This is a genomic window from Nostoc sp. JL23, assembly GCF_017115065.1.
Taxonomy (GTDB): Bacteria; Cyanobacteriota; Cyanobacteriia; order Cyanobacteriales; family Nostocaceae; genus Nostoc; species Nostoc punctiforme_A.
Genome location: NZ_JABXKN010000147.1, coordinates 1 through 24,563 on the forward strand (window position 1 = coordinate 1; position 24,563 = coordinate 24,563).

Below are 24,563 nucleotides of genomic sequence, written 5' to 3' on the forward strand. Positions count from 1 at the left end.
AAAACATATTTCTTGTTTTTCTTGGAATAATTTATTCTTTGGAAGTCCCTAAGTTTTGAAGCTTTCCAAAATATCGGTGCTGCACTCGATCAAATGAATTCTCCAACTGATGAACAAGCAGCGCTTATCAAAATCACGATGGAAGGTAGACGTTTTCATTCTCCATTGTCATGGGAACAACAAAAGCTTCTCAATCTCTACATAGCTAAACAAAAGCTAGAAGAGGTGATGTATTTGTTGGGGGAATAGATAACTCAAAAGCTTAGTTAATAGCAAGGACTCTAAATAGAGTCCTTTTTTTGTGCATATTTTCAAAATACTTGGAGTAGTACTTGGAGTTTTCAGAAGATAAAGGATAGAAATAAAAATAATATTTTTGTACTACTTTTCTACTCATTCTCAATTGCAAGTGATAATGACTCTCACGATACTTTGATTAATGCCTAAAATGCTCCATAACCTAGTACTGGCAAGGGAATAATGAAATCTACTCGGAGTTAAAAATAAGTGCCATAGCACTAAAAATGGCTAGAATCCTTGTATGGTAAGGTATGAGATAGACTTGAAGTATTACTTGGAGTTTATACGAGATGAGTAGTGTGTGAGCATATATTGAGCATTGACAATTAGTAATAATTTATATCTATCAATGGTAATTTATTACTTAAATTATAGTATTTGAGCATTAAATGAGCATTTATTATAATTTCTACCTGTATGTTTTTTTGAATTCTACTTCGTCTCAATACTACTTTTTTCATGAGTGCAACACTTTACCAGCAAATTCAGCAGTTCTACGATGCTTCCTCTGGTCTGTGGGAACAGATTTGGGGCGAACACATGCACCACGGCTACTATGGTGTCGATGGCAGCCAGAAAAAAGACCGCCGTCAAGCTCAAATTGATTTAATCGAGGAACTGCTCAATTGGGCGGGGGTACAAGCAGCAGAAAATATCCTCGATGTGGGTTGTGGCATTGGTGGCAGTTCTTTATACCTGGCAGAAAAGTTTAATGCTAAAGCTACAGGAATTACTTTGAGTCCTGTGCAAGCTGCGAGAGCAACGGAACGCGCAACAGAAGCGAATTTGGGTCTGAGAACTCAGTTTCAGGTCGCCAATGCTCAAGCAATGCCCTTTGCTGATAATTCTTTTGATTTGGTTTGGTCGCTAGAAAGCGGCGAACACATGCCAGATAAAACTAAGTTTCTCCAGGAATGTTATCGGGTATTGAAACCTGGTGGGAAGTTAATTATGGTGACTTGGTGTCATCGACCGACTGATAACTTACCACTGACGGCGGATGAGGAAAAGCATTTGCAGGATATTTATCGGGTGTATTGTTTGCCTTATGTGATTTCTTTACCAGAGTATGAAGCGATCGCACGTCAACTTCCATTAAACAATATTCGCACCGCCGATTGGTCAACCGCCGTCGCCCCCTTTTGGAATGTAGTCATTGATTCGGCATTTACTCCCCAAGCACTTTGGGGCTTACTCAATGCCGGTTGGACTACCATTCAAGGAGCATTATCGCTGGGATTGATGCGTCGCGGTTATGAGCGCGGGTTAGTTCGGTTTGGTTTATTGTGCGGGAATAAGTAGAAACAAGACCGCGCTGTTTCAACACAGCGCGATCGCACTACAATTTAAGAAATTAAAGTCCAATTACCCCTCATCAATGACTGCCACTGCCCAACAGCTTTCAATCATGCGTATATTATGTAGGCAAAAACTTCAAATGCTTTCGCGAACCTTACTGTGCTGTAAAATTGCCTATAATCCCACCAGCTTCGAGCGAACACGAAAAGATTGGACCTGTGCCCTCATAGACATAAAGGTTGCCAAGGTTCAGGGTTTGCCAAACTTTTGGCCCAGAAGTAGTATAAATTATAGGACCAACGAAGGCTGCGTTTCCAACACCATTAATCGAAAGTGTTTGACACGAGCTATTATTCCCATAAATAGAGATTGACGTTGGGTGAGAACCTGTTGACAGTTGCAGAGTTCCTACGGCTTGAACACTGTAACTACAGTTATTAATAATTCCCCCATAACTCGAAGTGCTTAAACATGAATTGTCTTTAGGAAAAGAATTCTTCATAGTAGCTCCTGGCCCCGTTACTGCCAAAGCTTGGTTCGCCACTAAGCTTATGACTCCAGCCAACATACTCACCAAATAACCTTTTATAAAAAAGCGCATTCTTATTAACTCCAATTTTTCACGTGTTTCAGTTTGATAATTGAATTTACCGGAGAATGAAGCTTATTTTTGACAAAGTTATTCTGTCGTTACAATACTTTTTCAGAACTTTTTCATATAATATTTAAGCTGTCAAAGACTTTGAAAATAATGATAATCAAAAAGAGCCAGAGAAGTGTGACTGAAAATCACATCCTCTTCCTATCCATCACACGATTATCATTTTCACTAAGCTTAATTTGAGTATTTTAACTCATTGACAAAAAATGCTTTTATTAAAATCTTACGGATGCGCTTGTAGAGACGTTGTATTGCAACATCTCTACATACTACTAAATCCTACCAATAACCTTAACTAAGCGGTAAGGAATAAGAGTTACAGGGAGTTATTGCCTAAGTGATAGCTTAGATAAGGTAATTTAGCGTGATTTTATTCAACAACTGTTACCGAAGCCCCTTCATTAGAAGATGGAGGTATACCGGGTAATTCAAGACAGTATCCAGCACCATAGACTGTTTTGATATAGCGGGGATGACGAGGATCGGGTTCTAGCTTGGTTCTCAAGTGGCGAATATGGACTCGAATCGTTTCTATGTCATCATCAGGATCGTAGCCCCAAACTTCTCTGAGGATTTCGCTGGGAGAAACTGTTTGACCGTGGCGTTGCAGCAAGCAGTGAAGTAGCTCAAATTCCAAGTGAGTCAATTTCACCGTCTCATTGAACCATATTGCCTCAAATCTTTCGGGAACCAGGGTCAATGAGCCATAGTTGAGAATCTCACTATGCTTTGCGGCTTGGGGAATCCGGTCAGTCCGCCGCAAAAGTGCCCGCACCCGCGCCAGCAGTTCTTCAACTTCAAAAGGTTTGGTGAGGTAGTCATCTGCGCCAGCATTAAAGCCTTCCACCTTGTCCTGAGTTTGGCTCAAAGCCGTCAACATTAACACGGGAATCTCAGAGGTGCGATCGTCGCGGCGCAGGCGTTGGCAAACGGTGAACCCATCTACTCTGGGCAACATTAAATCGAGCATGATCAAGTCTGGTTGTAGCTGGAGAGCCAGCGCTTGACCTTTGATGCCGTCTTCAGCTTGACTAACATCGTAGCCAGCCATTTCCAAGTTGACGGCAACTAGTTCTGAAATCGCTGGGTCATCGTCTATGACAAGAATCCTCGGCATTCTTAAAAAATTATTACTACTTATTAAGGATAATTAACAACCTTTGATAGATACAAAGATTTTGGAATCGATTCTAAAAAAGTTTTTAAATCTTACATAAATATTAAGATTAAATGACTGTGAAATCAAGACTCAATTACATGAAATCTTATAGTCTATGATGTGTTATACTCCCCCCTACAATCCGTCTTGGTTTTTACAAAACGGTGTAATGATGACTGTATACACCGCTTTGTGGGGAAAACGTAACTGGCAAAGTACTACTAAAGACCCAGAACCGTCTTATCACGAGAAAATCTTTGTTGGTGCCCAACGTGTGCCAATTTTTGGCTTGGTTGCTATCCCGGAAAATGCTCACAGCACGATTATCGGTACTTATGGCATTACCGGAGAATTAAAAACAGAATGGTTTTTGAGAGTGCTAGGACGTAAAGCCTATGCTCAAGGATATGCTGTGGTGTTATTTGATTGGCGTGCCCACGGGAGAACTGCCGAATTATCGCCGACTCTCACCTCTGATGGTTTGTATGAGGGGGAAGATTTTGTTCGTATCGCCGCCGCTGCTAAGGCAATGGGATGTCCGGGAAAATTTTGGTTTACAGGGTTTTCTTTAGGAGGACAATTGGCGCTATGGGCAGTGAAGGTGGCTGGTGAGGTGATTAGGGAGTATGGAGATTTAGGGCTAGAAAATAGCGATATTGGCGGTGGTATGGTGATTTGTCCAAGTTTGGATTCACAGCGATCGCTATCTTATCTGGTTACAAAGCCCTTTGGCAGATATTTGGAAGCAGGGATTGCCCAAAATTTAAAAAAACTGGCGTGGCGGATTCATGATGCCCATCCTGGAAGCCTTGACCCAGAAGCGATTGAACGGGCGAATAGCATTTGGGGTTTTGACAATGAACTTGTAATTAAGCAACTAGGTTTTCCTTCTGTGGAAGCATATTACCAAGCTAGTAGTGCTTTACAAATATTGCCGCAAATCTCAAAACCGACTTTGATTTTATATGCTGCCGATGACCCACTTTTTGACCCAAGTATCATACCGGAATTAGAAGAAGCGTGCGATCGCAATTCCGCAATAGATTTGTTACTCACTCAATACGGCGGTCATGTTGGCTATTTGAGTAGTAAAGAGTGTCAGCGTCAAGTAAAGGATTCTGATCTTTGGTGGGCATGGAATCGGGTTTTACAATGGTTAGAGCAACAGCGAACAGAGTAATAAGGGAGACGATATTCTAGTTGCTAGGATACTCGACAGATCGAGTCGTATTGCTTGGAAGCCCAAAATAGAGAGGATGGCATTGACCCAGAATGCTACCACAATATCATTGGTAAACCAGCAAGAACAGAAGCAATACCTGTCCAGAGAGTAAAACGCGCAATATCTAACTCATCCAAAGCAACGCTCATTTGCCTAATTGCTAATAGCAGCGCTGCTAGTAGCAATATAAAGAAGGCAAAGTACTCCAAATTTATAATCATTCATCCTCACTATGTTCTACAAAAAAGTACTTGTAATAGGTTTTTAACAAGCTTTGGCAAGGGTTTTTTGTTCCAGATTTAACACTTTCTGAAAAAAATTATTTACTACTAAAGAGATATCTACTTCAGAACACTTGCAGACATTGGTTGTAGTCCCTTTGAGCAATACTGTAATAGCTAATGTTGTAGCCAAAATAAAATTTGCGATTCTCTGTCAATAATTTTAAAGTATTCTCTCTCAGGGGATTTAACGTGTAGTTGAGGAGCGTACATCTAGAGTAATAAATTATAATATTTAGCTGGCAAAAGCGATCGCGGCTACCTGTATTTATGTTTACAGCTAGAGTTAATATCTAACAATACCTATGGCAGATTCTAGGAAAAACACGCGTAGTTGTATATAGTAATGCTAAAGCGTTAAACCAGATCCACCCATAATAATCGTCGTAATTAAACAAACTATTAAAGTACAACTCCCTTGACTTTTTAACTCAATGACCGCTTCTAATGATATTTGGCTACCTGCACCGACAGCTTTAACTTTGCTACCGGATGAGATTCATGTCTGGTGCATAGACCTTGACCAACCGGAAACAAAACTGCAAAGTTTAGCAGCAACTCTTTCCAGTGACGAAACGGCTCGTGCTGAACGGTTCTATTTTCAGGAACATCGGCAGCGTTTTATCGCTGGTCGTGGTATTCTGCGAACTATATTAGGTAGCTATTTGGGTATCCAGCCTTTACAAGTTCAGTTTAATTATCAGCAGCGTGGCAAACCAGTATTAGCAGATAAATTTGCTGATAGTGGACTGGAGTTTAACTTGTCTCACTCCCAAGGGTTGGGTTTGTGTGCGGTGAATTGTACTCGCCCAATTGGTGTAGACCTAGAATATATTCGCCCGATGTCTGATATTGAAGCTCTTGCCAAACGGTTCTTTTTACCGAGAGAATATGAGATGTTGCGATCGCTATCTCCCAACCAACAGCAGGAGATATTTTTCCGTTATTGGACTTGTAAGGAAGCTTATTTAAAAGCAACTGGAGACGGACTATCCCAGTTAGAGCAAGTTGAAGTATCGCTGACTCCCACAGAACCAGCCAAGTTAGAGATAACTGAAGACTGGAGTCTTTTTGAACTAGTACCCGCTAACAATTATGTTGCTGCTGTTGCGGTAGAGAATTTTGGCTGGGATTTGAAGTGTTGGCAATACTGATGTTGACTAAGCTCATCTCCTGGGTGAAACAAGAGAGATATTGCGGACAAATGACCAATGACTAATGACAAATGACAACCAGCTTACTTATCCTCCTGCATATTTCGCACAATTTTTGTCACTAAGTTTCTAGGTACAAATCTGACGCTTTTTGCAAGTATTGCATTGAGTAAACCAGGAATGACAATGGTTTGACCCTTCATTAAGGCACGAAAACCAACTTCAGCTACTGTTCGTGCATCCATCATCCTCTTACCCTTGAGCAACTTAGAGTCAGCCATTCCCGTTCTTTCATGAAAGGCAGATGCGGTTGAGCCTGGGCAAAGAACTGTCACAGTGACACCAGTACCTTCTAATTCATTAGCGATCGCTTCCGAAAAAGATAAGATATAAGCTTTAGTAGCAAAATAAACCGCCATCAAAGGCCCAGGTTGAAAGGCAGCAGCCGAGGCGACGTTTAATATCTTACCTTCACCTTGCTTGACCATGTGCTTCACGAATAGCTTAGTTAAATGGGTCAGACACACCAAATTTACCTGTAGCATTTCCAATTCAGTAGCTAGGTCTGTTTCGTGAAATAATCCATAGATACCAAATCCAGCATTATTTACCAGCACATCAACATTAATATCGGCTTTTTGCAACTCCGTGAAAATTTCTTCAGGAGCAGTTGATATAGATAAATCCTTAACAATAGTTTTGACAAAAATTCCAAACTTTTTTTGGAATTGAACTGCAATTTCTACAAGCTTTGGCCCGTTCCTGTCTACTAATACCAAATTGTAATCATGAGCAGCAAAAATACATGCTAATTCGTAGCCAATTCCACCGGCTGCCCCGGTAATAAGAGCAGTTTGTTTGCTCTGTCTTTGATGTGTTGTGTTCATTTAAGAATATTGGTGAATTCAATTTGATGAAGCTGCGTTGCATTTACAGTGATTCTCGCTCTACAATTAAGTACGCGTAATATCTCAACCTACAAGAAATATCTTGAGTTATTACCCTTTCAAATGCTTATGTAATGCATTGGATACATATAGCAGTCCAAACGCAAATTTAGGACTTATGCATCGAAGAAGTTAGGACTTAAAGGAGTTCGGTTATTTCAGACTGCTAGCATTTGGCTTTTGATCACTCACAAAAGCCAGCGGGTAAAATCAAACTTTTATGCCCGACATTAACCATTCTATCCTCAATTGCTTCTGTCAAGGGGTGAATACTAAAAATTTACATGATTGAGCATAAAAAAACAGGGCAATTAGATTGCCGCTGTTAGTGTATGAGTTGTTGCTGGCATCTGAAATATTGGCTGTTCAGTAGTACTGAGTTTTAAAAAACATGGAGTAAATAAAATTATTTTGTAGGCTGTGTTACGGCTTCCGTAACGCACCGAAACTATCCGGGACGGTGCGTTACGCTCCTAACACATCCTACGCAAGTTGTGAATTACTAAGCGATATTTAAGAAGCCGCTTTGAATCAAGTAGGCAGTATAAGTCATAAACAATTGAGAGTCAATGGGAGGACAAGCAATAGAACTACCTGCCAATGCATGAAGAGTATCTTGGCAGCTAATATGGGGTCTTCTAGCTTGTAAATACAAATCAGGAATAGTCAGTTGTTCATCAGACCAACGTTCCAGTAAAAATGGTCGCAGAGTGTATAAAGGATTGTCAGAAGAAGTGACATTATTGATTAACTCTGATTGCCATTTTTCATAGGGAATCATTTCAACTGAATAACCAAAAGAGCGTATCCACTCAACTAGCATTTTTAAAGCAGCAGGTTGGGGATGTTGTAAATTGAAAGCTTTACCTATGGATTCTTTTTGGCGTGATAGATAAACAATGGCTTTACTTACATAATCCACAGGTGACATATCCAACATATAATCTACATCAGGGAAATATCCCATTTGTAGACAGCCCTTGGTCATCAAGTTGATAAAGTCATGTGTGTTACAAATGCCTGTTTTGCTATCACCTGAAATCAGTGGTGGTCTGTGAATAGTTACAGGAAGTCCACGGTCACGGGCAATTTTGACTAACTTTTCAGCTACCCATTTTGTTTGTGAGTAACCAAGATAAATGCCTTCCCAATGATTGAATTCATCCTGCTCTTTGACAACCTTGCCAGCATAAGCAGTGGATTCAAAAACAGCAACACTGGAAACGTAATGTACAGGCTTGACTTTAATTTGACAAGCTAATCTCAAAACTTCTTGAGTGCCTAAAACATTGGCTGTTTTCAGTGCTGAGTATGGAAAAACATAATTCAACAAAGCAGCACTATGATAGATGGTATCAATATTGCCAGCTAAGACTTGAAACTTTTCCGAACCAATACCTAACAATGGTTGAGATAAATCGCCGACAATCGGAATAATTCTGGAGGTAAATTCTTCCTGCCAAATTGCATACTGTTCCAGATTCTTTTGGAGTTTGCTTTTGCCTTCTTCGGCATTAGCAGCACGTACTAAGCAATAGATATCCGCATTAGTTTCTTGTAGCAATTCCCGGATGATAAAAGCTCCTAAAAAGCCTGTTCCTCCAGTTAAAAAGATGTTCTTGGGTTCACCTATAGCTACATTAGATGCAGCGCCGGGATGGATGGTGGGGTCAAGAACAGCCTCAGCACCTAAATCTAGAACAGAGGGTGCAGCGTTGGCATTAGAGGATGCTGCCCCTGTTTCTTGAATCGGTGAACCTTCTTGCACTTCTTCAGCTAAACGCTGTGAAAGAGCTTCAATATTTGGGTAATGCCACAGAAGCAATGGAGAGGGTTGAAATCCGAGCAACTTTTCTAAGTTACTTACTAGAATCATTGCTTGGGCTGAATCCAACCCATAGTTTTCTAAATGTTCTTTGACATCTATTTCATCAGTTGCTACTTCTAGCAACTTAGCTAAGTTAGATACCAAAAATATTTGAATATCTTCTGCTGTGAAAGACTGTTTTATAGTCATTTTTAAATCTCCAACAATGATGTAGAACGAACAGGGTGATACTGACTGTAATAATCGGAAGCTTGCAGCCCTTGAATTTTCAAATTTTGGACACGGTACAAAAAGGCTGCACCAGTCATAATTTGATTAGCAACATCAACTACACCACGATTATTTGGTTCAGACAGGTAAGAACCGCGTACCCAGTCATTGAAACCGCCCATTGCCGGGCCACACCAAATTTGATAATCGACTTCTCTACCTTTTTCACCAGAACTAGACCAGCGAGAAGATAATCCTAAATACCAGCGGAAAATCAACGCCATTTTCAGTTTAGGATTATTGACTGCTTTCCCAAGTTTCTCAGGATTCTTTTGGGACAAATAAGCCGCAGTTCCTTCCCATACTTCGGCAATAGTTTTGCGAAAAACTTGTTTTTCTAATTTCTCTCTTTCTGCAAGGGGGATGCTTTCAATGGAATCATAAGCGCGGTAGAGTTCAAATAATTTCTGCGCTCGCATGGGGAACATTGTACCCCGTTTGAGAACTTGCAATTTGACTCCCATTTCAAACATATCTGCTGCTGGGGCCATAATCATATCAGCCATTTCTGCTTGGGCTAATAACTTTTTGGTATGTTCACAAGCCCCAGATTCAACACATGACTGATTGATTGAGCCAGTCATTATATAAGCAGCACCCATCATGAAAGCTGCTAATGCTGATTGTGGTGTGCCAATTCCCCCTGCTACACCAATTCTAATCGGTGTTTGGTAATGATATTGTGCTTGAATTTCATCCCGCAAGGCAATAATAGAAGGTAACACACAAACCAGAGGACGATTATCTGTATGTCCTCCAGAATCAGCCTCGACGGTAATATCATCAGCCATTGGAACTTTGGCTGCAAGGGTTGCTTGTAACTCAGTAATTAACCCTTGTTCAAGAAGTTCTTTGACTATTCTGGCTGGTGCTGGTTGCAGAAATTTAGTCGCAACTTCTCGGCGAGAAATTTTGGCAATGATTTTATTTTTGATTTCAATTTGATTGGCGCTATTTAATGCCAATCCAGCAACACGGTAATAAACAATGTTGGGGGTCAAGTCGAGAAATGCAGAGGCTTCTACTGTTCTCACTTGATATTTGAGATATAAATCTACAGCCCGGCGTTCAGTCGCAGGTTCGTTGGGGCTGTGGATTAGATTAAATGCGTAGGGCCCTTGAGGTAAGGCTTGTTGAATGCGATTTATGGCTGCTTCCAAACGTTCTGGAGTTAAACCACCTGCACCAAAAGAACTTAAAATTTGCTCTTTTCCGAGTGCAATGACCATTTCTTCGGAAGCAATTCCGCCAGCCATTGCGCCGGTAACGTAGGCATATTTCACTCCATGAGAGGAGAGAAAATTGGGATCTCCAAATTGTTGAATGCGGATTGGTGCTGCAAATGTTAGCAGTTCTACTTGTGCTGTTGTGCCATTATCACCAGGGGATAAATAACCCTCATTAGTGACACCGATTTTTCCGGCAACTTTCACGATGTAGCAGGGTTTATTTAACACCATCAATTTATCTTTGATGGTTTGTTTTTCGAAAGATACAGTTTCTAAAGAACCTTTCCAAACCTGGTTTTTGTTATGAGACCAAGCGGAGAAGTTAAGACCATTATCGTGTTTACTTAGTACCGTATCTACGGTTGTCACGGTAGTTATCCCTCGGATTACAAACAATGGATGATTAAAGTTGAAGGGTGTAGACTCTGTTAACGAACCGCAGAGGCGCAGAGGGCACAGAGTAAGAGAGTAATACCAATTCTCTGGGAGATGCACATGATAATCTTTAAACGAACCGCGAAGGAAGAGAAAGTTTAGAGAGAATTGGTATGAGATATTAAGATTCGTCGTTAAGCAAGTTTTGGGCGCAAGCTAGTTGCAATTGAATGATTTCGCTCATTTGCTGACTGTAATCTTGTCTAGCTTGTAAGAAGGCAGTGTGTGCTTTAGTTATCTTTGAATTATTAGCATTGAGCTTTTGATACTGGGTCTTATTTAAATCGAACATGCTGATGATGCTACTAATTTTTCGAGTTATGACGGGTCGCGAAGAAAAAGAAATTGGCTGTCTAATTGCGCTTGACTCAGAAGATTGTAATTGTTCTCTCATTTCAAAAACGTTATCAATGATATTTTTCGGTTTTACTTCTTCTAGCTGAGGCAAGATGTTAGGGGAGTAATTTTCTTCTTGGGTTATTTGGTTAGAAGTGTTAAGATAATCTGTGATGTCAGATTGTTGGACATTAGGTATATCTGGATGCTGTATTTTAAAGCGATCGCTTCTAAGATCCCCAGCGAAATCTTCAACAAGTTTGCGATTTTCTTCGCTCAAAATTGTAGCTGCGATCGCTTTCCCACCCAAGGTAACTGTTCTCAATGTTGCTTTATTTGAATTAGCAGTGTCTTGGGCTTTGCTATACAGTGGTGATAAATCTACGTTCACCTGATGACTGAGTAGTTTTGCTAATGCTTTGACCATCGAAGCATGATCATCCATCCCTCTACGATTTAGAGAGACTGTGATATGTTCTTTGTTGCCGAGAATTTTGTCAATCCATCGTGAACAGACACTACCAGCGCCCGCTTCTAAAAATATTCTGACTCCATCACCGTAGACACGATTAACTAATTGCGGAAAATCAAGTTCTTGGCACAATCCTTTGGCGATGTTGTGAGCGATGGTATCACTTTCAAGTACAATCGGTTGATAGTCGGCGGCTGAATAAAACACAATACCGGGAAGAGTTTGCGATGGTAAGCTGTTTACCTTCTTGATTTCCTCGTACTGCGATCGCATCGCCTCACAATGTATCACATGGTCGAAGGGAGCGGGGAAAAAATTGCAATTTAGAGTTTGAATCACTCGCTTACAGGCGGCATCTTCACCAGCAATTAATACTTCTTCTGGTGTGTTGATTTGAGTTAAGTAGACGCGATTCTCTTGTTTCAGGCATTCTCTAACTTGCGATGGAGTCGCCATGAGAACATAGGTATTCCAAAAATTGTTGTTTGGTGAATCGGTTAATCCCCAATATTCACGCACAGCATTTTTCGGCCCAGATAATTTATCACCAAATAGAGGCGATGAATTTAAGGTATTACTTCCACCCTCAAAATCACTCCAAACTCCTTGGGCAACCATCATGCTAGTTTCACCCAAGCTATACCCAAATACAGATTGCGGCTTGACTTTAAAATCATCTCGGAAAATTGCCGTCATGTATCTAGCAAAAGCGATTTCACTTTCAAACATTGCCAGTGAATCATCTAACAATTGCTTTTCGAGTGTTTCTAGTTGCCTGGTTGTCAATTTAGGTAAACTTCTGGGATAAACCAATTTTTCAACATCGGCAGCGCGGTTGTAGAGATTGTTACTTTTTAAGTCCTCGAAGACTTTCGGAAATAAACGAAAAACAGTCCGACCAATGCCAATATAAGAATTGACTGCTGCGGGATAAACATAAGCAACCGCTCCAGTTTTACCCAATGGTTTCGCTGTGAAATAACTGCCGAGTGGTGTTTGCCAATCTGTGCCGTTTTCAAAAGCATTATTTACACCTTTGCGGGCAGATTCAATTTCTTTGAGTAAATCTTTTGTGTTACGTCCTGTGATTGATAAGACGTATTTTGCATCAGATTGCTGCTCAAAGGTGGCAAATGTCTCGCTAGCGGTAGCTGATAAAGAAGAACTAGCTTCGATGGATTTCTGGAGATGGTTTAGGATATCGGGTATAGTGGAGCGATCGCTAACTGCGATGGGAAACAGATGAAAAGGCATTTGTTGCAAATATCTGTTGTCGCGCTCCTCTTGGCTGGGTTCCTCCGATAAGATTAAATGGGCGTAACTGCCATCTATACCCATACTATTAATTGCTGCTATTCTGCGTGTACCGCCTTTATCGACAAACCAAGGTCTTGATTCCATCGCCACATAGAAAGGACTACCTTCCCATACTTGCGATGTTTTGACACCAGACCATTTAGGAGTGGCGGGAATATACCTGTAATAAAGACAGAGAGCGGTTTTAATTAAACTAGCAATTCCCGATGCTGTATAGGTGTGGCCGATATTGGCTTTGACGCTGCCTAATGCACAATGCAAACCATTGCCCACTTTCGGATAAGCTTGCAGTAAACCTGTGATTTCGGCTTCATCTTCCTGGGGAACGCCACTACCGAAGACTTCCACATAGTTAACCTCTGTGGGCTGAATATCTGCCATCTCGAAAGCTTGTTTGCAGACATTGCTGATAGCTGAAGCATCAGGTTTTACCAAAGCGTCACTCAAAGTAGAATTACCTTGTGCGAAACTCATGGCATCAATTACTGCATAGATGCGTTCATTATCTTCTTTAGCAGCTTCGTAACGCTTGAGGACAACTGCACCCGCACCTTCGCCAACTGTCCAGCCATTAGCTTGCTGGTCATAACCCAAGGTATTAACACCCGTATTAATCGGGGCAAATTGGCTGCGGAACAAGACATTTTCCACACCACCGGCTAAATCTACTGCACCAACAACGACTGCATCAACTTCTCCCGTAGCGAGTAGCATTTGGGCAACTTCCAACGCTTTGAGGGCGGAATTTTCGCCAGCGCTGACGGTGAATGCAGGACCAGTGAAATTCCACAAAGCCGAAATCCGACTCGCCATGATGTTGGCGATGTGACTTACATATTCGCCGATTTCTACTGGTTGGTGAATGCTATCTTTGACAATGGTTTCCAGTTGTGCAAGCTGTTGGGCAGGGAGAGAAATTCCTTGGTTGAGTAAGCCATCCTTAACTTGCCAAGATAGATTCCATCTTTGCTGTAGCTGATGCACAGAGAATTCTGTCTCGGCAGCAACAATCACAGCCACATTGCCGCCTTCCTGTAGTTTCGCATCTTTCACGGCGCGATCGCTAACCTTCAGGAGCAACAATTGTTGTGGGTTTAACTTTTCGATTTCATTCGGTGGGATTTTGCACGATAAAGTATCGATTTCAAAATCTTTGATATATGCCCCAACTGGCGCTTTTCCATCTGCTAAACCGTACTCTTTCAGGATACTTTCTTGATTTTCTATACCGTGCCATCTTTGAGGCGGTAGAGAAGTAAAATGCTGCGTTCCATCATAAATGCTGCGTTCAAAAGCATCTAAACCATTGCAGTTACCAAAAAAAGCATCCATGCCAACAATGGCAACTTTGGTAGGTGGAACAGGTGGAGTTGATTCAACTGATTCTGCTATAGTTCCTTGTTCTAAAATCAGATGAGAATTAGTGCCGCCAAAACCAAAAGCGCTAATAGCTGCCCGTTTAATTGATGCATTATTATTAGGCCATGCTGTAGCTGTTCTAACAATTTTATCGGCAGAAATTGTACCATTTTCTGAAATTAAAGGTTCCGAAACATTCATGGTTGCTGGGATTACACCATGAGACATACTCAAAATCACTTTAGTCAAGCCAACCATGCCGGCAGCAGTTAACAAGTGACCTGTATTTGCCTTAGCAGAACCCACCAGAGGCACAGCTTTATTTTGACCAAAGAATGTTTCTATGGAAGTGAATTCGGTTGTATCTCCTAGCAATGTGCCAGTGGCGTGACACTCTAAATAATCAATGGTTTTGGGACTCAACTTTGCCTCATTATAGGCTCGCTCAAAAGCTAAAACTTGCCCTTTAGGATTCGGACTCAATAAATGTTTACCTTTACCATCATTCGAGAGTCCGTTACCGCAGATAGTGGCAAGAATATTATCGCCATCTCTAACGGCATCAGAATATCTCTTCAGCATTACCATCCCAACACCATCGGCGGGAATTAGCCCTCTAGAGGATTTATCTAAGGGAAGGCTGATACCGTTTTCTGGATACCCTTGAACACCGGAAAATAACATCCGCACGAAGAGGGAATCTGCACAACTGATGGCTCCAGCTAACATGGCATCAGCTTTGTGTGACCATAAGTAATGAGATGCTAGTTTAATCGCATAAAATGATGACGCACAAGCAGCATCCAGACATAAATTAATCTGGGATAAAGATAGAGCTTGAGCAATGATAGATGCTGGTAAGCCAGATATCAGGGCATTGTACAAAGACGCTTTAGTTGCAGTTGAGAGAGTAGCTAAATCAAAGTCTTCATCCTGCAAAAGTTCTCTGACAGCAGGATTAATAGCTTGCTGGTAAATTGGAGAGAATAATTGATTAGATAATTTCGTCGGAAGCGAAAGATTACCTAAAATTACACCACATTTTGAGAGAACAGTTTGATTACCCCAATAACCACTATGCACAATTGCTTGTTTAGCAGCATACAACGACCATTTAAAGGTATTATCTAAACCACCAACAATTTCTGATGGTAGATTGTATTCAGCAGAGTCAAACTGAAAGTTACGGATGTATCCGCCTTTGAGAGAATAGGTTTTATCTAGTGTACCTTTAACTGAATTGTGAAAAATTGTTGGGTCTACTCCGATTTCCTCGACAGTTGCAGACGATCTGGAATCTTTTTGAGCAACAATATTTTGCCAAAATTCTTCAGGGTTTTTCGCATCTGGAAATAGACATGATAATCCGATAATAGCTATTTTTTCCACTACTTGTATCCTCAATGTTTGGGTATTAGGCAAGAGATAATTAAAAGGCAGGATTTACGCTGTTCCCCAAACTTTAAAAGAGGCAATTTAGCTGTTGAGTGGTAAAGAAAAAGCTCACGCCAAAACGCAAAGTAGAAATGACAATTTCTGGAAAACTATTAGCTTCTGAGTAATTTCATCGACCAAATAATTGCGTGGGCACCGAGCATCCGCGAATATATTTGTCCTTGACGGTCATGTATGATAAAATCAGCAATTACACTAGTTGCTGTTTTCGCTTTCACTTCACACGAAACGTAAAAAGGTTTGTTATGTGGTGTAGCTACAAACTGTTCATATTTTTCTACCCTACCAGGTAAACAAGCTTCTTGATGAAAGTGCTGTGTCCAAATCCATAATGCGTGCATACTCAAGTCAATCGTATAAGGATTGATCCATTGCACTGGAAATTGTCCTTGTTGCTTGTCGCTAATTTCTTGCCAAAGACATTCTGTAGTGATTTTTTCAGGGCTGATGTTTAAGACTTTTGTGACTTCCTGAAAAGCAGGGCCATGAAATAATGTAGCTCCTCCATTTTGGTAAAAAGCTTTTCCTGTAGTGGTGATGATGTTATCTTCTTCAAGATTAATTGATTCATAAGGATGAGCAATGGGGATTTTTTGCTGGAGATTGAGTTGAGCGCTAAAATGATAATGAATTTTTCCTTCTGGGTTTTTACTTAAGATTGTTGCTTTAACTTCGACGTTTTCAAAGCTAACCTTGGAAATTTCTTCTATTTCTAAAATATGTTCCTTTGCTAAGGATTCATTGAAAGTAATCCCCTTCAAAATTTTAAAATTTTGGTGATGGAACAATTTGTAACCTGGATAAAGTTGTTCACAGGTATTGATCATCCATGTCATTGCACAAGTTGCTGGTAAAACTGGAGAACCAGCAATAGTATGATCGTGTAAAAAGGGATTAGCTTCCAACGTCATTTGGCGACGCATACGATAGGTTCGTAGTTCTGAATCTAACTCTGTAGCCTGTGGAACTAGTGGACTACCAATAACAACTTGTGCGGTTGCGTGATTGGTATTATCCATTTCTTTCACGAGCATTTGTGCCCCAACTGCAACGGGAATTATTTCGATTTTTCGCTCTCGAAACACTTTCTTTAATTCTGCTGTCACCATTCCACTATCCCAAGCGCCCCAGTTGATAGCGACTACATGACATGAAGGATAACTTTGCTTAAATATATGGGCCGATTTGTTCAGAATTTCATTTGCGATCGCATAATCAGATTGTCCGGGATTTCCGTAAAAGCCTGTTACGGAAGAAAACAAAACTAAATGCTGAAGTTGATTAGGGTTAACGCAATTTAGAAGGTTTTCTAAGCCTTGAACTTTGGCGGTGTAAACTTTTTCAAAATCTTGTTCTGTTTTCTTTTCAATTAACTTATCAGCTAAGTTTCCAGCGCCGTGGATGATTCCGGTAATTGGGCCAAGATGTTGCACAGCAGTGGCAAGTTTTTCTTGTAAAGCTGGCGTATCTGTGACATCGACGCTGATATATTCGGCTTTAGCTCCGGTTTTTTCAATTGCTGCTAGTGTCTTTTTAATCTCGCGGCTGGAGGTAATTTTGTTATATATTTTTTGCACGTTCATGGGTGTAGGCTTCTCTCCTTGAGAAAGAAGATTTTCCATGATGCATTTTTTCAATGCGGATTCATCAGAATTTTGAGCATAATCTGGCTCGGTTTCTAATAGTTCGGAGCGACCAAGGAGGATGAATTTGCAGGGTTGCTGTTGGGCTAATCTGATAGTACACTCAGCCGTAATCCCTTTTGCACCGCCGCTCACGACAAAGACAGATGATGGACTAAGCTGGGCTGTTTGTGTCATAAATCCTCTGATATTAATTAGTAATTCGTAATTAAGAGAAGTTGTTTCTTATCTCTTTCTCTGTGTCCTCTGCGCCTCTGCGGTTTTTTTTAAACGAACCACAGAGACGCAAAGAACGCAGAGAGAGGAGATTAATCGGCGATAATGGTGACTCGTCCTTGTGAGCCGTAGCCAACTTCACTTATATAAAGGTTGGGGTCGTGAAGTTCGGCGATGATGTTTTGTACTGACTGTTTAGCATCAAGTCTGGGACTTAAGTCGATCGCACGAGTAAATACTTTTGGCCATTCCCATCTGAGAGTTTTGGTTAATCCAAATAAACCAGCGCCGATCGCACCGAAGTTGATTTTGTACTCTAAGCCGAAGGCTCCATCGAGATGAGCAACTGTGCAGAAACAACTACGTCCATTCTTTGCGGCTTCGTTGAGGGACGGTTTAAGGTGTTTCGCCATCAAAAATACGTGCTTGACGATCGCCTTTTCTGATTCGTTATAAGAAATACTCCCGGTGTGATTTCCTACAAACATTGGATGGAGATGGATGAAGGTCCCAATCGTTCCGCAGTGAGATGCGATCGCTTGCAATTGTTGTTGAAGATGTTCTTCACTTAAGTTTGCTAAGGTAACGCGGGTTACTCCTGTGGGTAAGGGCGCTTGTTGAGCGATGAGCGATTGGGGGAAGCTGATAACTACTACTTTCCAGCCTTTCTCGATTAGGGATTCAGCTAATTTATAAGTGGTGAGGGAACCATCATCGGTGATTAAACCGATGTGTCCCTCTGGTAAGGTGAAATCCAAATAATCGGGCTGTGGTAGACTTCTGAGTTTGACGAGATGGCGCTGGATATTATGCTCTAATTCCGGTGGCTGCTGTTGGACAAACTCAGGTTCAGACTTTTTTTTTTCACCTCCAGCTAACTGCTGTAGGTAATCAACTATTTGACCGATGGTGCGGAGGTCTCCGAGTTCTTCAATATTCGGTTTGGGTAAGTTGGGGTACATTTCTTGCATCGCCCCTAAAATTTCTACCCGTTTAATCGAGTCAATCCCTAAATCAGCCTCCATGTCCATTTCCAGTTCCAGCATCTCGACTGGATAACCAGTTTTATCGCTGGTGATGGCTAACAGGGTTTCACCTAAGTTTGCAAATTCATCGCTTGTAGCGGGAGCAGCTTCTGGTTCTGGGGTGAATGCGACAACTATGCTTGGTTCCGGTGCAATGACTACCTCAACGACTGGTGCAGCTTCTACTGGAATCTCGGCAGATGGTTGTACTTCGTGAATTGCAATTTCTACCGAAACACTTTTAGAAGCGTGAGATTGCAGATACTCTACAACTTCACCGATGGTGCGTTTTTCTGACAGTTCTTCTAAATTGGGCTTGGGTAGGTTGGGGTACATTTCTTGTAGCGCCCCCAAGATTTCCACCCGTTTGATGGAGTCAATTCCTAAGTCAGCCTCCATGTCCATATCCATTTCCAGCATTTCGACTGGGTAGCCGGTCTTGTCGCTGGTGATGGCTAAGAGATTTTTATCCAAGTCAACAATATCGATAGTTGCGCCAGATACAGGTGCAGCATTTGTGGGTGCTGGTTCTGGGGTGAATGCAACAACTTCGTTAGCTGGAGGTGAGCTAATTTTGACTACAACCTCGGCTTGGGGTTCTACAACTGGTGCTGGTGGCGCGACTACAGGCTCTACTGTCTCGACAGTGGCGAAGTGCGGTGTGGGTAGTAGAGACGCGATTGATCGCGTCTCGATTGCTGGGGATACAGGAGTTTCAACTACAGGCTCTACAGCAGCCGGGAGAGGTGCTTGGGTAACATTTAAGCCATTTTTAGCTACAGGCTCAATTACAGGCAAAGGCTGGCTTTCTACTATCTTGGTAGTAGCAGGTACGGGTGCATCAGTAACAGTTGTTTCTGTGGTGAACGGAGTGAAATTGCTGAGTTTCTCTGTTAGTTGAGTTGCTCCCTCACCTGAGATGATTTGAGAATACTCTTGCTGGATGAGTTGGAAAAAGCTCTTAGTATATTCCAGTTGCTCTTGAAGATATTGCTCATGGATGCGTAGAGTTTCACCTTGTTGGGAGTGAAACTGCATCATGCTGCGCTCTAAGCTTTCCATGACAACTAGCTTCATTTTGGCAGTTTCGGCTGTTGATTTACTTTCACTCAACAAGGAATTCTGCTGCTGCATCAGTTGGAAAAACGCTTTAGCGTATTCCATTTGATGGTTGAGATAAGTACCGTGAACTTGTAAATTCTCGGCTTGATTTTCCTGGAACTGTGTCAGGAGATATTCTAAACTTGCTAAAAGTTGTTCGTAATTTGTAAGTTTTTCTGGTGTTGGTTGCATCTTAGATTCCTGGACTGGTTGTGACAGGGTAACAGGATTCATCTGTTGCTCTGGCTGGGTGATGATAGTGGCAGTCACACCGTTCATTGCTGGGGTAAGTTTTTTATGTCCGTTAGTCTCTATCACTGCTACAGGTGGAGTTACACCGGGGCTGCTAAATAAAGGAGCCGCAGTTTCAGAAGCTTCGGGAGTGGGTAATGTGACTTTATGCCCATCCTGCAAAGCTAGAGCGAAGGCATTTTTCGTTTTTTCGGATCTGTAGTTGATGCCGTTTAGACGGACATTTAATGTCTTCTTCGTCTCAATTGGGGGGATGGTTTGGGGAAGTTGGTAAGGATCAAGGTTATTCAAAGCCAAACCAATCACACGCAATTGCACAACTGCTTCCCGCAAAGAGCGATCGCTATTCTTTTGAGTGCTGGGGTTCAAAGATACGGTAATATGTGGGCGATCGCCAAGAATCTCTTTCACCAAGTTGCTAAGAATTCTCCTCGGTCCAAATTCCACAAAGCAAGTACCACCCGCCGCATAGATATTTTCAATTTCCTGCTTAAACAGCACTGAATTAGAAAGGTGCGTTTCCAGAATCTTTTGAATACCTTGGGCTTCCTTGGGATACTGCTTACTGGTAACGTTGCTGTAAACAGGGATTTTCGGACTTTGGAATTTGACAGACTTGGTGGCGATCGCAAAGGATTTCTGAGCAAAGGCGATTAGCGGTGTATGGAATGCTGCGGAAACAGGTAACAATACAGCCGTATATCCTTTATCGTGCAAAATCTGACGGACTTTTGCAATTTCTGCGGTTGGCCCAGCCAAGACAAATTGAGTCGGAGAATTTTGATTAGCGATCGCAACTTGGGGAAACTGCTTCAACACTGCTTCCACTTTGCTGATATCTTCTTTGACAGCCAGCATACTTCCCGCATCATGATCCGGATCTTCGGGTGCAGCCATTGCTTGACCCCTAGCTTTCACTAAGAACAAGTAATCTTCTGTACTCAAAACCCCCGCAGCCCATAGCGCTGTTAGTTCACCAAAGCTATGCCCCGCAACAAAATCTGACTTAAATCCAGCTTGTTGCAGTATGCTGTACATCCCTGCACTCAACACCCCGATGGCTGGTTGAGCGTATTCTGTGCGTTGTAAGGCAGCAATTTGGACATTTTTTTCTGCCTCTCCAAACACAGGATGAGGAAAAACGATTTCTGACAACGGCTGTAAATTATCTTTGATTAACAGGCTATCCATATAACCATGAAGACGCCGCATCAAAGGAAAATTCATCACCAGTTCGCGTCCCATCTCCAGGTATTGCGAACCTTGACCAGAAAATAGAGAGACAACTTTTCCGCCCAACTCCATACCAGAGGCGCGATAATAAATCCCTTGGGGATGCTCCCAAGATGCTGCTGACCCTTTGAGTTTTAGCCAGTCAATGCTAGTTTGCAGAAACTTGCAAGCTTCTTCGAGATTTTCAGCTACAAACCCAAATCGGGGAGCAGAGAGGGGAATCTGTTGTGATTTGCACTCATTGACTAATTGTGAGTAATGTGTGGGTGCTTCAGGTGAACGCAACTTACCTAAAATCTCTTCCGATTTGCTCAACAATTGCTCTACTGTGGGAGCAAACAACAGCACTTCACTAGCACCACTGTGTAAGCGGTAAGCGTCATTTTGATCGGCTTCATATTCTTCCAAAACGACATGATAGTTGGTTCCGCCAAATCCAAAAGAACTTACACCCGCACGTCTTGGTGCTTCCCCTTCTGGACGAATCCAAGGTCTGGTTTCGGTATTCAAATAAAAGGATGAATTTTTAATGTTGAGTTTGGGATTTGGCTCGGTGATGTTAATTGTCGGCGGTAATACTTTGTGATGTAAAGCCAAAGCAGTTTTAATCAAACTCGCCGCACCCGCAGCCGCTTTTGTGTGTCCGATTTGTGATTTCACACTACCCAAAGCGATGTGCTGCTTTTTGTCATCATGTACATCAAAGAAGTCTTTTAAAGAACCGAATTCTGTCGGATCTCCAGCCATTGTACCGGTGCCATGTGCTTCCATCAAACCAACAGTAGCGGGAGACAAACCGGCATCTTCATAAGCACGTTCTAAGGCTTTAACTTGGCCTTCTTTGCGCGGAGCATAAATGCTCTTGTAACGCCCATCGCTGGAAGTACCAATACCTTTAATTACGGCATATATTTTATCGTTGTCCCGTTCCGCATCTTCTAACCGTTTGAGGACAATCATCCCAATACCTTCACCCAGCATCATCCCATCAGATTTAGCATCGAAAGGTTTGACATTTTCACTGGGAGTAACAGCCGGTGTTTTGCTAAATGAGATGTAAGCCATGATGGTGTTATCGGTATCAACACCACCAGTCAGCATCATGTCAGAACGATGCTCAACTAGTTCGCTGATTGCCATTTTTAAAGCACCAAAGGAACTAGCGCAAGCCGCGTCAACTACGCAATTCATCCCGCCAAAATTTAGGCGATTGGCAATTCTACCCGCGACTACGTTAGCTAACATTCCTGGGAAAGCATTCTCATCCCATTTCACATAAGCGCTTTTGATTTTATCAACGATTTTTTGGGTATCTTCATCGGATAAACCACTGCTTTTGAGTGCTTTTTCCCAAATTGGATATTCCAATCTCGCCGAAAGTGGCATTCCTAATTGCTTGGCCATCGCCACGCCTAAGATTACCCCAACCATCTCGCGGTTAAACTCACGTTTTTCGCCATAACCAGCATCTTCCATCGCCTCTTTCGCAACCACTAAACTTAATAGTTGCGATACATCTGTGACTTCTAAAATGCTGGGTGGTATGCCGAATTCCATCGGGTTAAAATCTACCTCTGGAATAAACCCGCCTCTTTTACAGTAGGTTTTATCTTCAGGAGTTCTGGGATTCGGATCGTAATAATCTTCAACACTCCAATGAGTGGAAGGAACATCAGTAATACAGTCAATTTTGTTTACAATATTTTGCCAGTATTCCCGTAAATTTCTGGCTTTAGGCAATAGAGAAGCCATCCCAACAATGGCTATCGGATTGTGTTGTAATTGTCTGTTAATTCTGTTAATTGACACTGATTTATCTGATTTATCTGACTTCATGTTTTTTTCCTCTATAGACCTCATCACAGCCTTTTCACAATTATTGATAAGGCTTTCTAACTCCGCTAAGGCAGTATCAATTGAATAAGCAGACATAGGGCATAGTTAGTACTGTGGATTGTGTAGCTACAGTAATTTCTGTTGCCTACTAAATAATGAAAATCTCTCGTCTTGTAAAGCAGCTAGCTATCCTATCTGTGCTAAATGCTTTTCTCCAAATTGACACCACACGACACATACTGCCCTCATAAAGCCTTAGATTTATAGGCGAATTTGGCACACTAGGCGTAGCCCGTTGTAGACATCGCGAAAAATGTTATCCAACGCTAGACTCTTGATATTGTGGCAATAGTTCAACCAATTTTGGATTTTAGATTTGCGTTAGTGAGTAATCCTTCGCGCAGTGTCTCGTAAAGAGCTAGTTACGAGCGTCTTTTAGATTTGTTTCACCCACAATCGGTGGAGGAAGAACCAAAAAAATCTAAAATCTAAAATCTAAAATTGGTACGGTCGATGACGTTGTTAAAACTGGTAAAATACTCTTGGAGTGTAATAGCTGCTTGACCAGTGAATTCAATTCATTTGTAATAGTAGAGATTTTGAGCAATGGTATCCTACTGGAGCGAGGAAAACTGAGGAGTAGCTAAGGAAACAGAAATGTTTTTTTCATCCGAAACCGTTTGATTATCTAGCCTAAACACAGCAACATAGCTGGTGTTAATAACAACGTTCTGTATCTCAATCAATGTCATAGCTAGTTTCAACGTCCGGGATAATATATTTTATGGTATTTGACCCAGTAAAGTTGACAAATTCGTTACAGAAAAGACACCACCTTTAATCCGAGTTTATGCAAGTTGAAAAAGTAATTAAATGATCGCTAGGTAATGACAACGTAGTTATCTTTAGTTATTTTTAATTTAAAAATATCAATTAAATAACTAGTTTGTATAACCACTTTAAAGCATTGAATTACTAAAAACACTAACATACTTTACAGAAACTAAATCATTCCTTTAAAGTTATTTTATAAATAGCCATATACTCTTACTGATATAAATTTTGAATAAAGTTCAGCACAAAAGTATAATTTATAACTACAAAAACATGTTAGGAATTTTGTTATCTACGGGTTAAACATAAATATTCTCTTGATTAAGTTAATACTAAAAATTTGTTGTCTAGTAAGTAACAATTCAATGAATACATAGATAAAACCAATAACTATAAGTATTGTTTTTCCAAAAAAAATCATAACTGAGTCAAAGTTGTTGGTTATTTTTTAATATAAGTCAAGTTAAGAAGCAAATTGGTTATTTATAAAGCAAATATTAATTTTAAGTATGTTGCTTGATAAACATAATATGGGTTAAATGAATCTTAAGTAAAAAATAAACCGAAGCAAAGTTCAGATTTGGTATCTCATCTACCAACTGACCCGATCGCAATCAATTACAGGGCTAATAGCTTAAGTAAATGTGAGTTCGACAAGTCTTATTTGACCTCTCCCCCAACCCCTCTCCGTGTCGGAGA

At 41.2% G+C, this 24,563-nt stretch carries 13 protein-coding genes and 1 pseudogene; 4 read left to right on the plus strand and 10 right to left on the minus strand.

Annotated elements, in window-relative coordinates; translation table 11 throughout:
- Nucleotides 1-93: 93 nt before the first annotated feature.
- Together HWQ42_RS31970 and HWQ42_RS31975 are read left to right on the plus strand one after the other, a co-directional pair.
- A complete protein-coding gene (locus tag HWQ42_RS31970) occupies nucleotides 94-249 on the plus strand; it encodes a hypothetical protein (RefSeq protein ID WP_292819246.1) in 156 nt (51 codons plus the stop codon).
- A gap of 510 nt (nucleotides 250-759) precedes the next feature.
- Nucleotides 760-1,602, plus strand: a complete 843-nt coding sequence (locus HWQ42_RS31975; RefSeq protein WP_292819248.1) for a methyltransferase domain-containing protein — start codon at nucleotides 760-762, stop codon at nucleotides 1,600-1,602.
- 151 nt (nucleotides 1,603-1,753) lie between these two features.
- Here HWQ42_RS31975 and HWQ42_RS31980 read toward each other — a convergent pair whose 3' ends face one another.
- Together HWQ42_RS31980 and HWQ42_RS31985 are read right to left on the minus strand one after the other, a co-directional pair.
- The gene (locus HWQ42_RS31980) at nucleotides 1,754-2,200 is read right to left on the minus strand and encodes a hypothetical protein (protein WP_292819251.1); all 447 of its coding nucleotides are present in this window, start codon (nucleotides 2,198-2,200) and stop codon (nucleotides 1,754-1,756) included.
- Between the two features lie 430 nt (nucleotides 2,201-2,630).
- Nucleotides 2,631-3,377 (minus strand): response regulator transcription factor, encoded by a 747-nt coding sequence (locus HWQ42_RS31985; RefSeq protein WP_094347548.1) that lies wholly within the window; start codon nucleotides 3,375-3,377, stop codon nucleotides 2,631-2,633.
- Nucleotides 3,378-3,534: 157 nt separating this feature from the next.
- On the opposite strand from HWQ42_RS31985, the gene HWQ42_RS31990 reads away from it, so the two are divergent.
- The gene (locus HWQ42_RS31990; RefSeq protein WP_292819254.1) at nucleotides 3,535-4,599 is read left to right on the plus strand and encodes an alpha/beta fold hydrolase; all 1,065 of its coding nucleotides are present in this window, start codon (nucleotides 3,535-3,537) and stop codon (nucleotides 4,597-4,599) included.
- Between the two features lie 95 nt (nucleotides 4,600-4,694).
- Here HWQ42_RS31990 and HWQ42_RS31995 read toward each other — a convergent pair whose 3' ends face one another.
- Complete coding sequence (locus tag HWQ42_RS31995) at nucleotides 4,695-4,862, minus strand: hypothetical protein (RefSeq protein WP_180277755.1); 168 nt, start codon at nucleotides 4,860-4,862, stop codon at nucleotides 4,695-4,697.
- Nucleotides 4,863-5,356: 494 nt separating this feature from the next.
- On the opposite strand from HWQ42_RS31995, the gene hetI reads away from it, so the two are divergent.
- On the plus strand, nucleotides 5,357-6,076 hold the full coding sequence (hetI, locus tag HWQ42_RS32000) for a 4'-phosphopantetheinyl transferase HetI (RefSeq protein WP_292819257.1): 720 nt from the start codon (nucleotides 5,357-5,359) through the stop codon (nucleotides 6,074-6,076).
- A gap of 83 nt (nucleotides 6,077-6,159) precedes the next feature.
- Here the strand turns inward: hetI and HWQ42_RS32005 are convergent, their stop codons facing one another.
- The 7 genes and pseudogenes from HWQ42_RS32005 to HWQ42_RS32035 form a co-directional block, all read right to left on the minus strand.
- Nucleotides 6,160-6,963 carry an SDR family oxidoreductase gene (locus HWQ42_RS32005; protein WP_292737275.1) on the minus strand — a complete coding sequence of 268 codons (804 nt, stop codon included), beginning with the start codon at nucleotides 6,961-6,963 and terminating at the stop codon, nucleotides 6,160-6,162.
- A 562-nt stretch (nucleotides 6,964-7,525) separates the two neighbouring features.
- Nucleotides 7,526-9,040 carry a thioester reductase domain-containing protein gene (locus HWQ42_RS32010; RefSeq protein WP_292819260.1) on the minus strand — a complete coding sequence of 505 codons (1,515 nt, stop codon included), beginning with the start codon at nucleotides 9,038-9,040 and terminating at the stop codon, nucleotides 7,526-7,528.
- A gap of 2 nt (nucleotides 9,041-9,042) precedes the next feature.
- Complete coding sequence (locus HWQ42_RS32015; RefSeq protein WP_292819263.1) at nucleotides 9,043-10,719, minus strand: PfaD family polyunsaturated fatty acid/polyketide biosynthesis protein; 1,677 nt, start codon at nucleotides 10,717-10,719, stop codon at nucleotides 9,043-9,045.
- Between the two features lie 187 nt (nucleotides 10,720-10,906).
- Complete coding sequence (locus HWQ42_RS32020) at nucleotides 10,907-15,658, minus strand: PfaB family protein (RefSeq protein ID WP_292819265.1); 4,752 nt, start codon at nucleotides 15,656-15,658, stop codon at nucleotides 10,907-10,909.
- 158 nt (nucleotides 15,659-15,816) lie between these two features.
- Nucleotides 15,817-17,544 carry an SDR family NAD(P)-dependent oxidoreductase gene (locus tag HWQ42_RS32025; protein ID WP_292819267.1) on the minus strand — a complete coding sequence of 576 codons (1,728 nt, stop codon included), beginning with the start codon at nucleotides 17,542-17,544 and terminating at the stop codon, nucleotides 15,817-15,819.
- Nucleotides 17,545-17,675: 131 nt separating this feature from the next.
- The gene (locus HWQ42_RS32030; protein WP_292819269.1) at nucleotides 17,676-23,126 is read right to left on the minus strand and encodes a type I polyketide synthase; all 5,451 of its coding nucleotides are present in this window, start codon (nucleotides 23,124-23,126) and stop codon (nucleotides 17,676-17,678) included.
- A gap of 392 nt (nucleotides 23,127-23,518) precedes the next feature.
- Nucleotides 23,519-23,782, minus strand: a pseudogene (locus HWQ42_RS32035) (hypothetical protein).
- Between the last annotated feature and the right edge of the window lie 781 nt (nucleotides 23,783-24,563).

Excerpts from the sequence above, each read along its gene's own strand:
- HWQ42_RS32025 (WP_292819267.1), bottom strand. The coding sequence starts at position 17,544 with ATGACACAAACAGCCCAGCTTAGTCCATCATCTGTCTTTGTCGTGAGC.
- hetI (WP_292819257.1), top strand. The coding sequence starts at position 5,357 with ATGACCGCTTCTAATGATATTTGGCTACCTGCACCGACAGCTTTAACT.
- HWQ42_RS31980 (WP_292819251.1), bottom strand. The coding sequence starts at position 2,200 with ATGCGCTTTTTTATAAAAGGTTATTTGGTGAGTATGTTGGCTGGAGTC.
- HWQ42_RS32005 (WP_292737275.1), bottom strand. The coding sequence starts at position 6,963 with ATGAACACAACACATCAAAGACAGAGCAAACAAACTGCTCTTATTACC.
- HWQ42_RS31970 (WP_292819246.1), top strand. The coding sequence starts at position 94 with ATGAATTCTCCAACTGATGAACAAGCAGCGCTTATCAAAATCACGATG.
- HWQ42_RS31985 (WP_094347548.1), bottom strand. The coding sequence starts at position 3,377 with ATGCCGAGGATTCTTGTCATAGACGATGACCCAGCGATTTCAGAACTA.
- HWQ42_RS32030 (WP_292819269.1), bottom strand. The coding sequence starts at position 23,126 with ATGTCTGCTTATTCAATTGATACTGCCTTAGCGGAGTTAGAAAGCCTT.
- HWQ42_RS31975 (WP_292819248.1), top strand. The coding sequence starts at position 760 with ATGAGTGCAACACTTTACCAGCAAATTCAGCAGTTCTACGATGCTTCC.
- HWQ42_RS31990 (WP_292819254.1), top strand. The coding sequence starts at position 3,535 with ATGATGTGTTATACTCCCCCCTACAATCCGTCTTGGTTTTTACAAAAC.
- HWQ42_RS32010 (WP_292819260.1), bottom strand. The coding sequence starts at position 9,040 with ATGACTATAAAACAGTCTTTCACAGCAGAAGATATTCAAATATTTTTG.
- HWQ42_RS31995 (WP_180277755.1), bottom strand. The coding sequence starts at position 4,862 with ATGATTATAAATTTGGAGTACTTTGCCTTCTTTATATTGCTACTAGCA.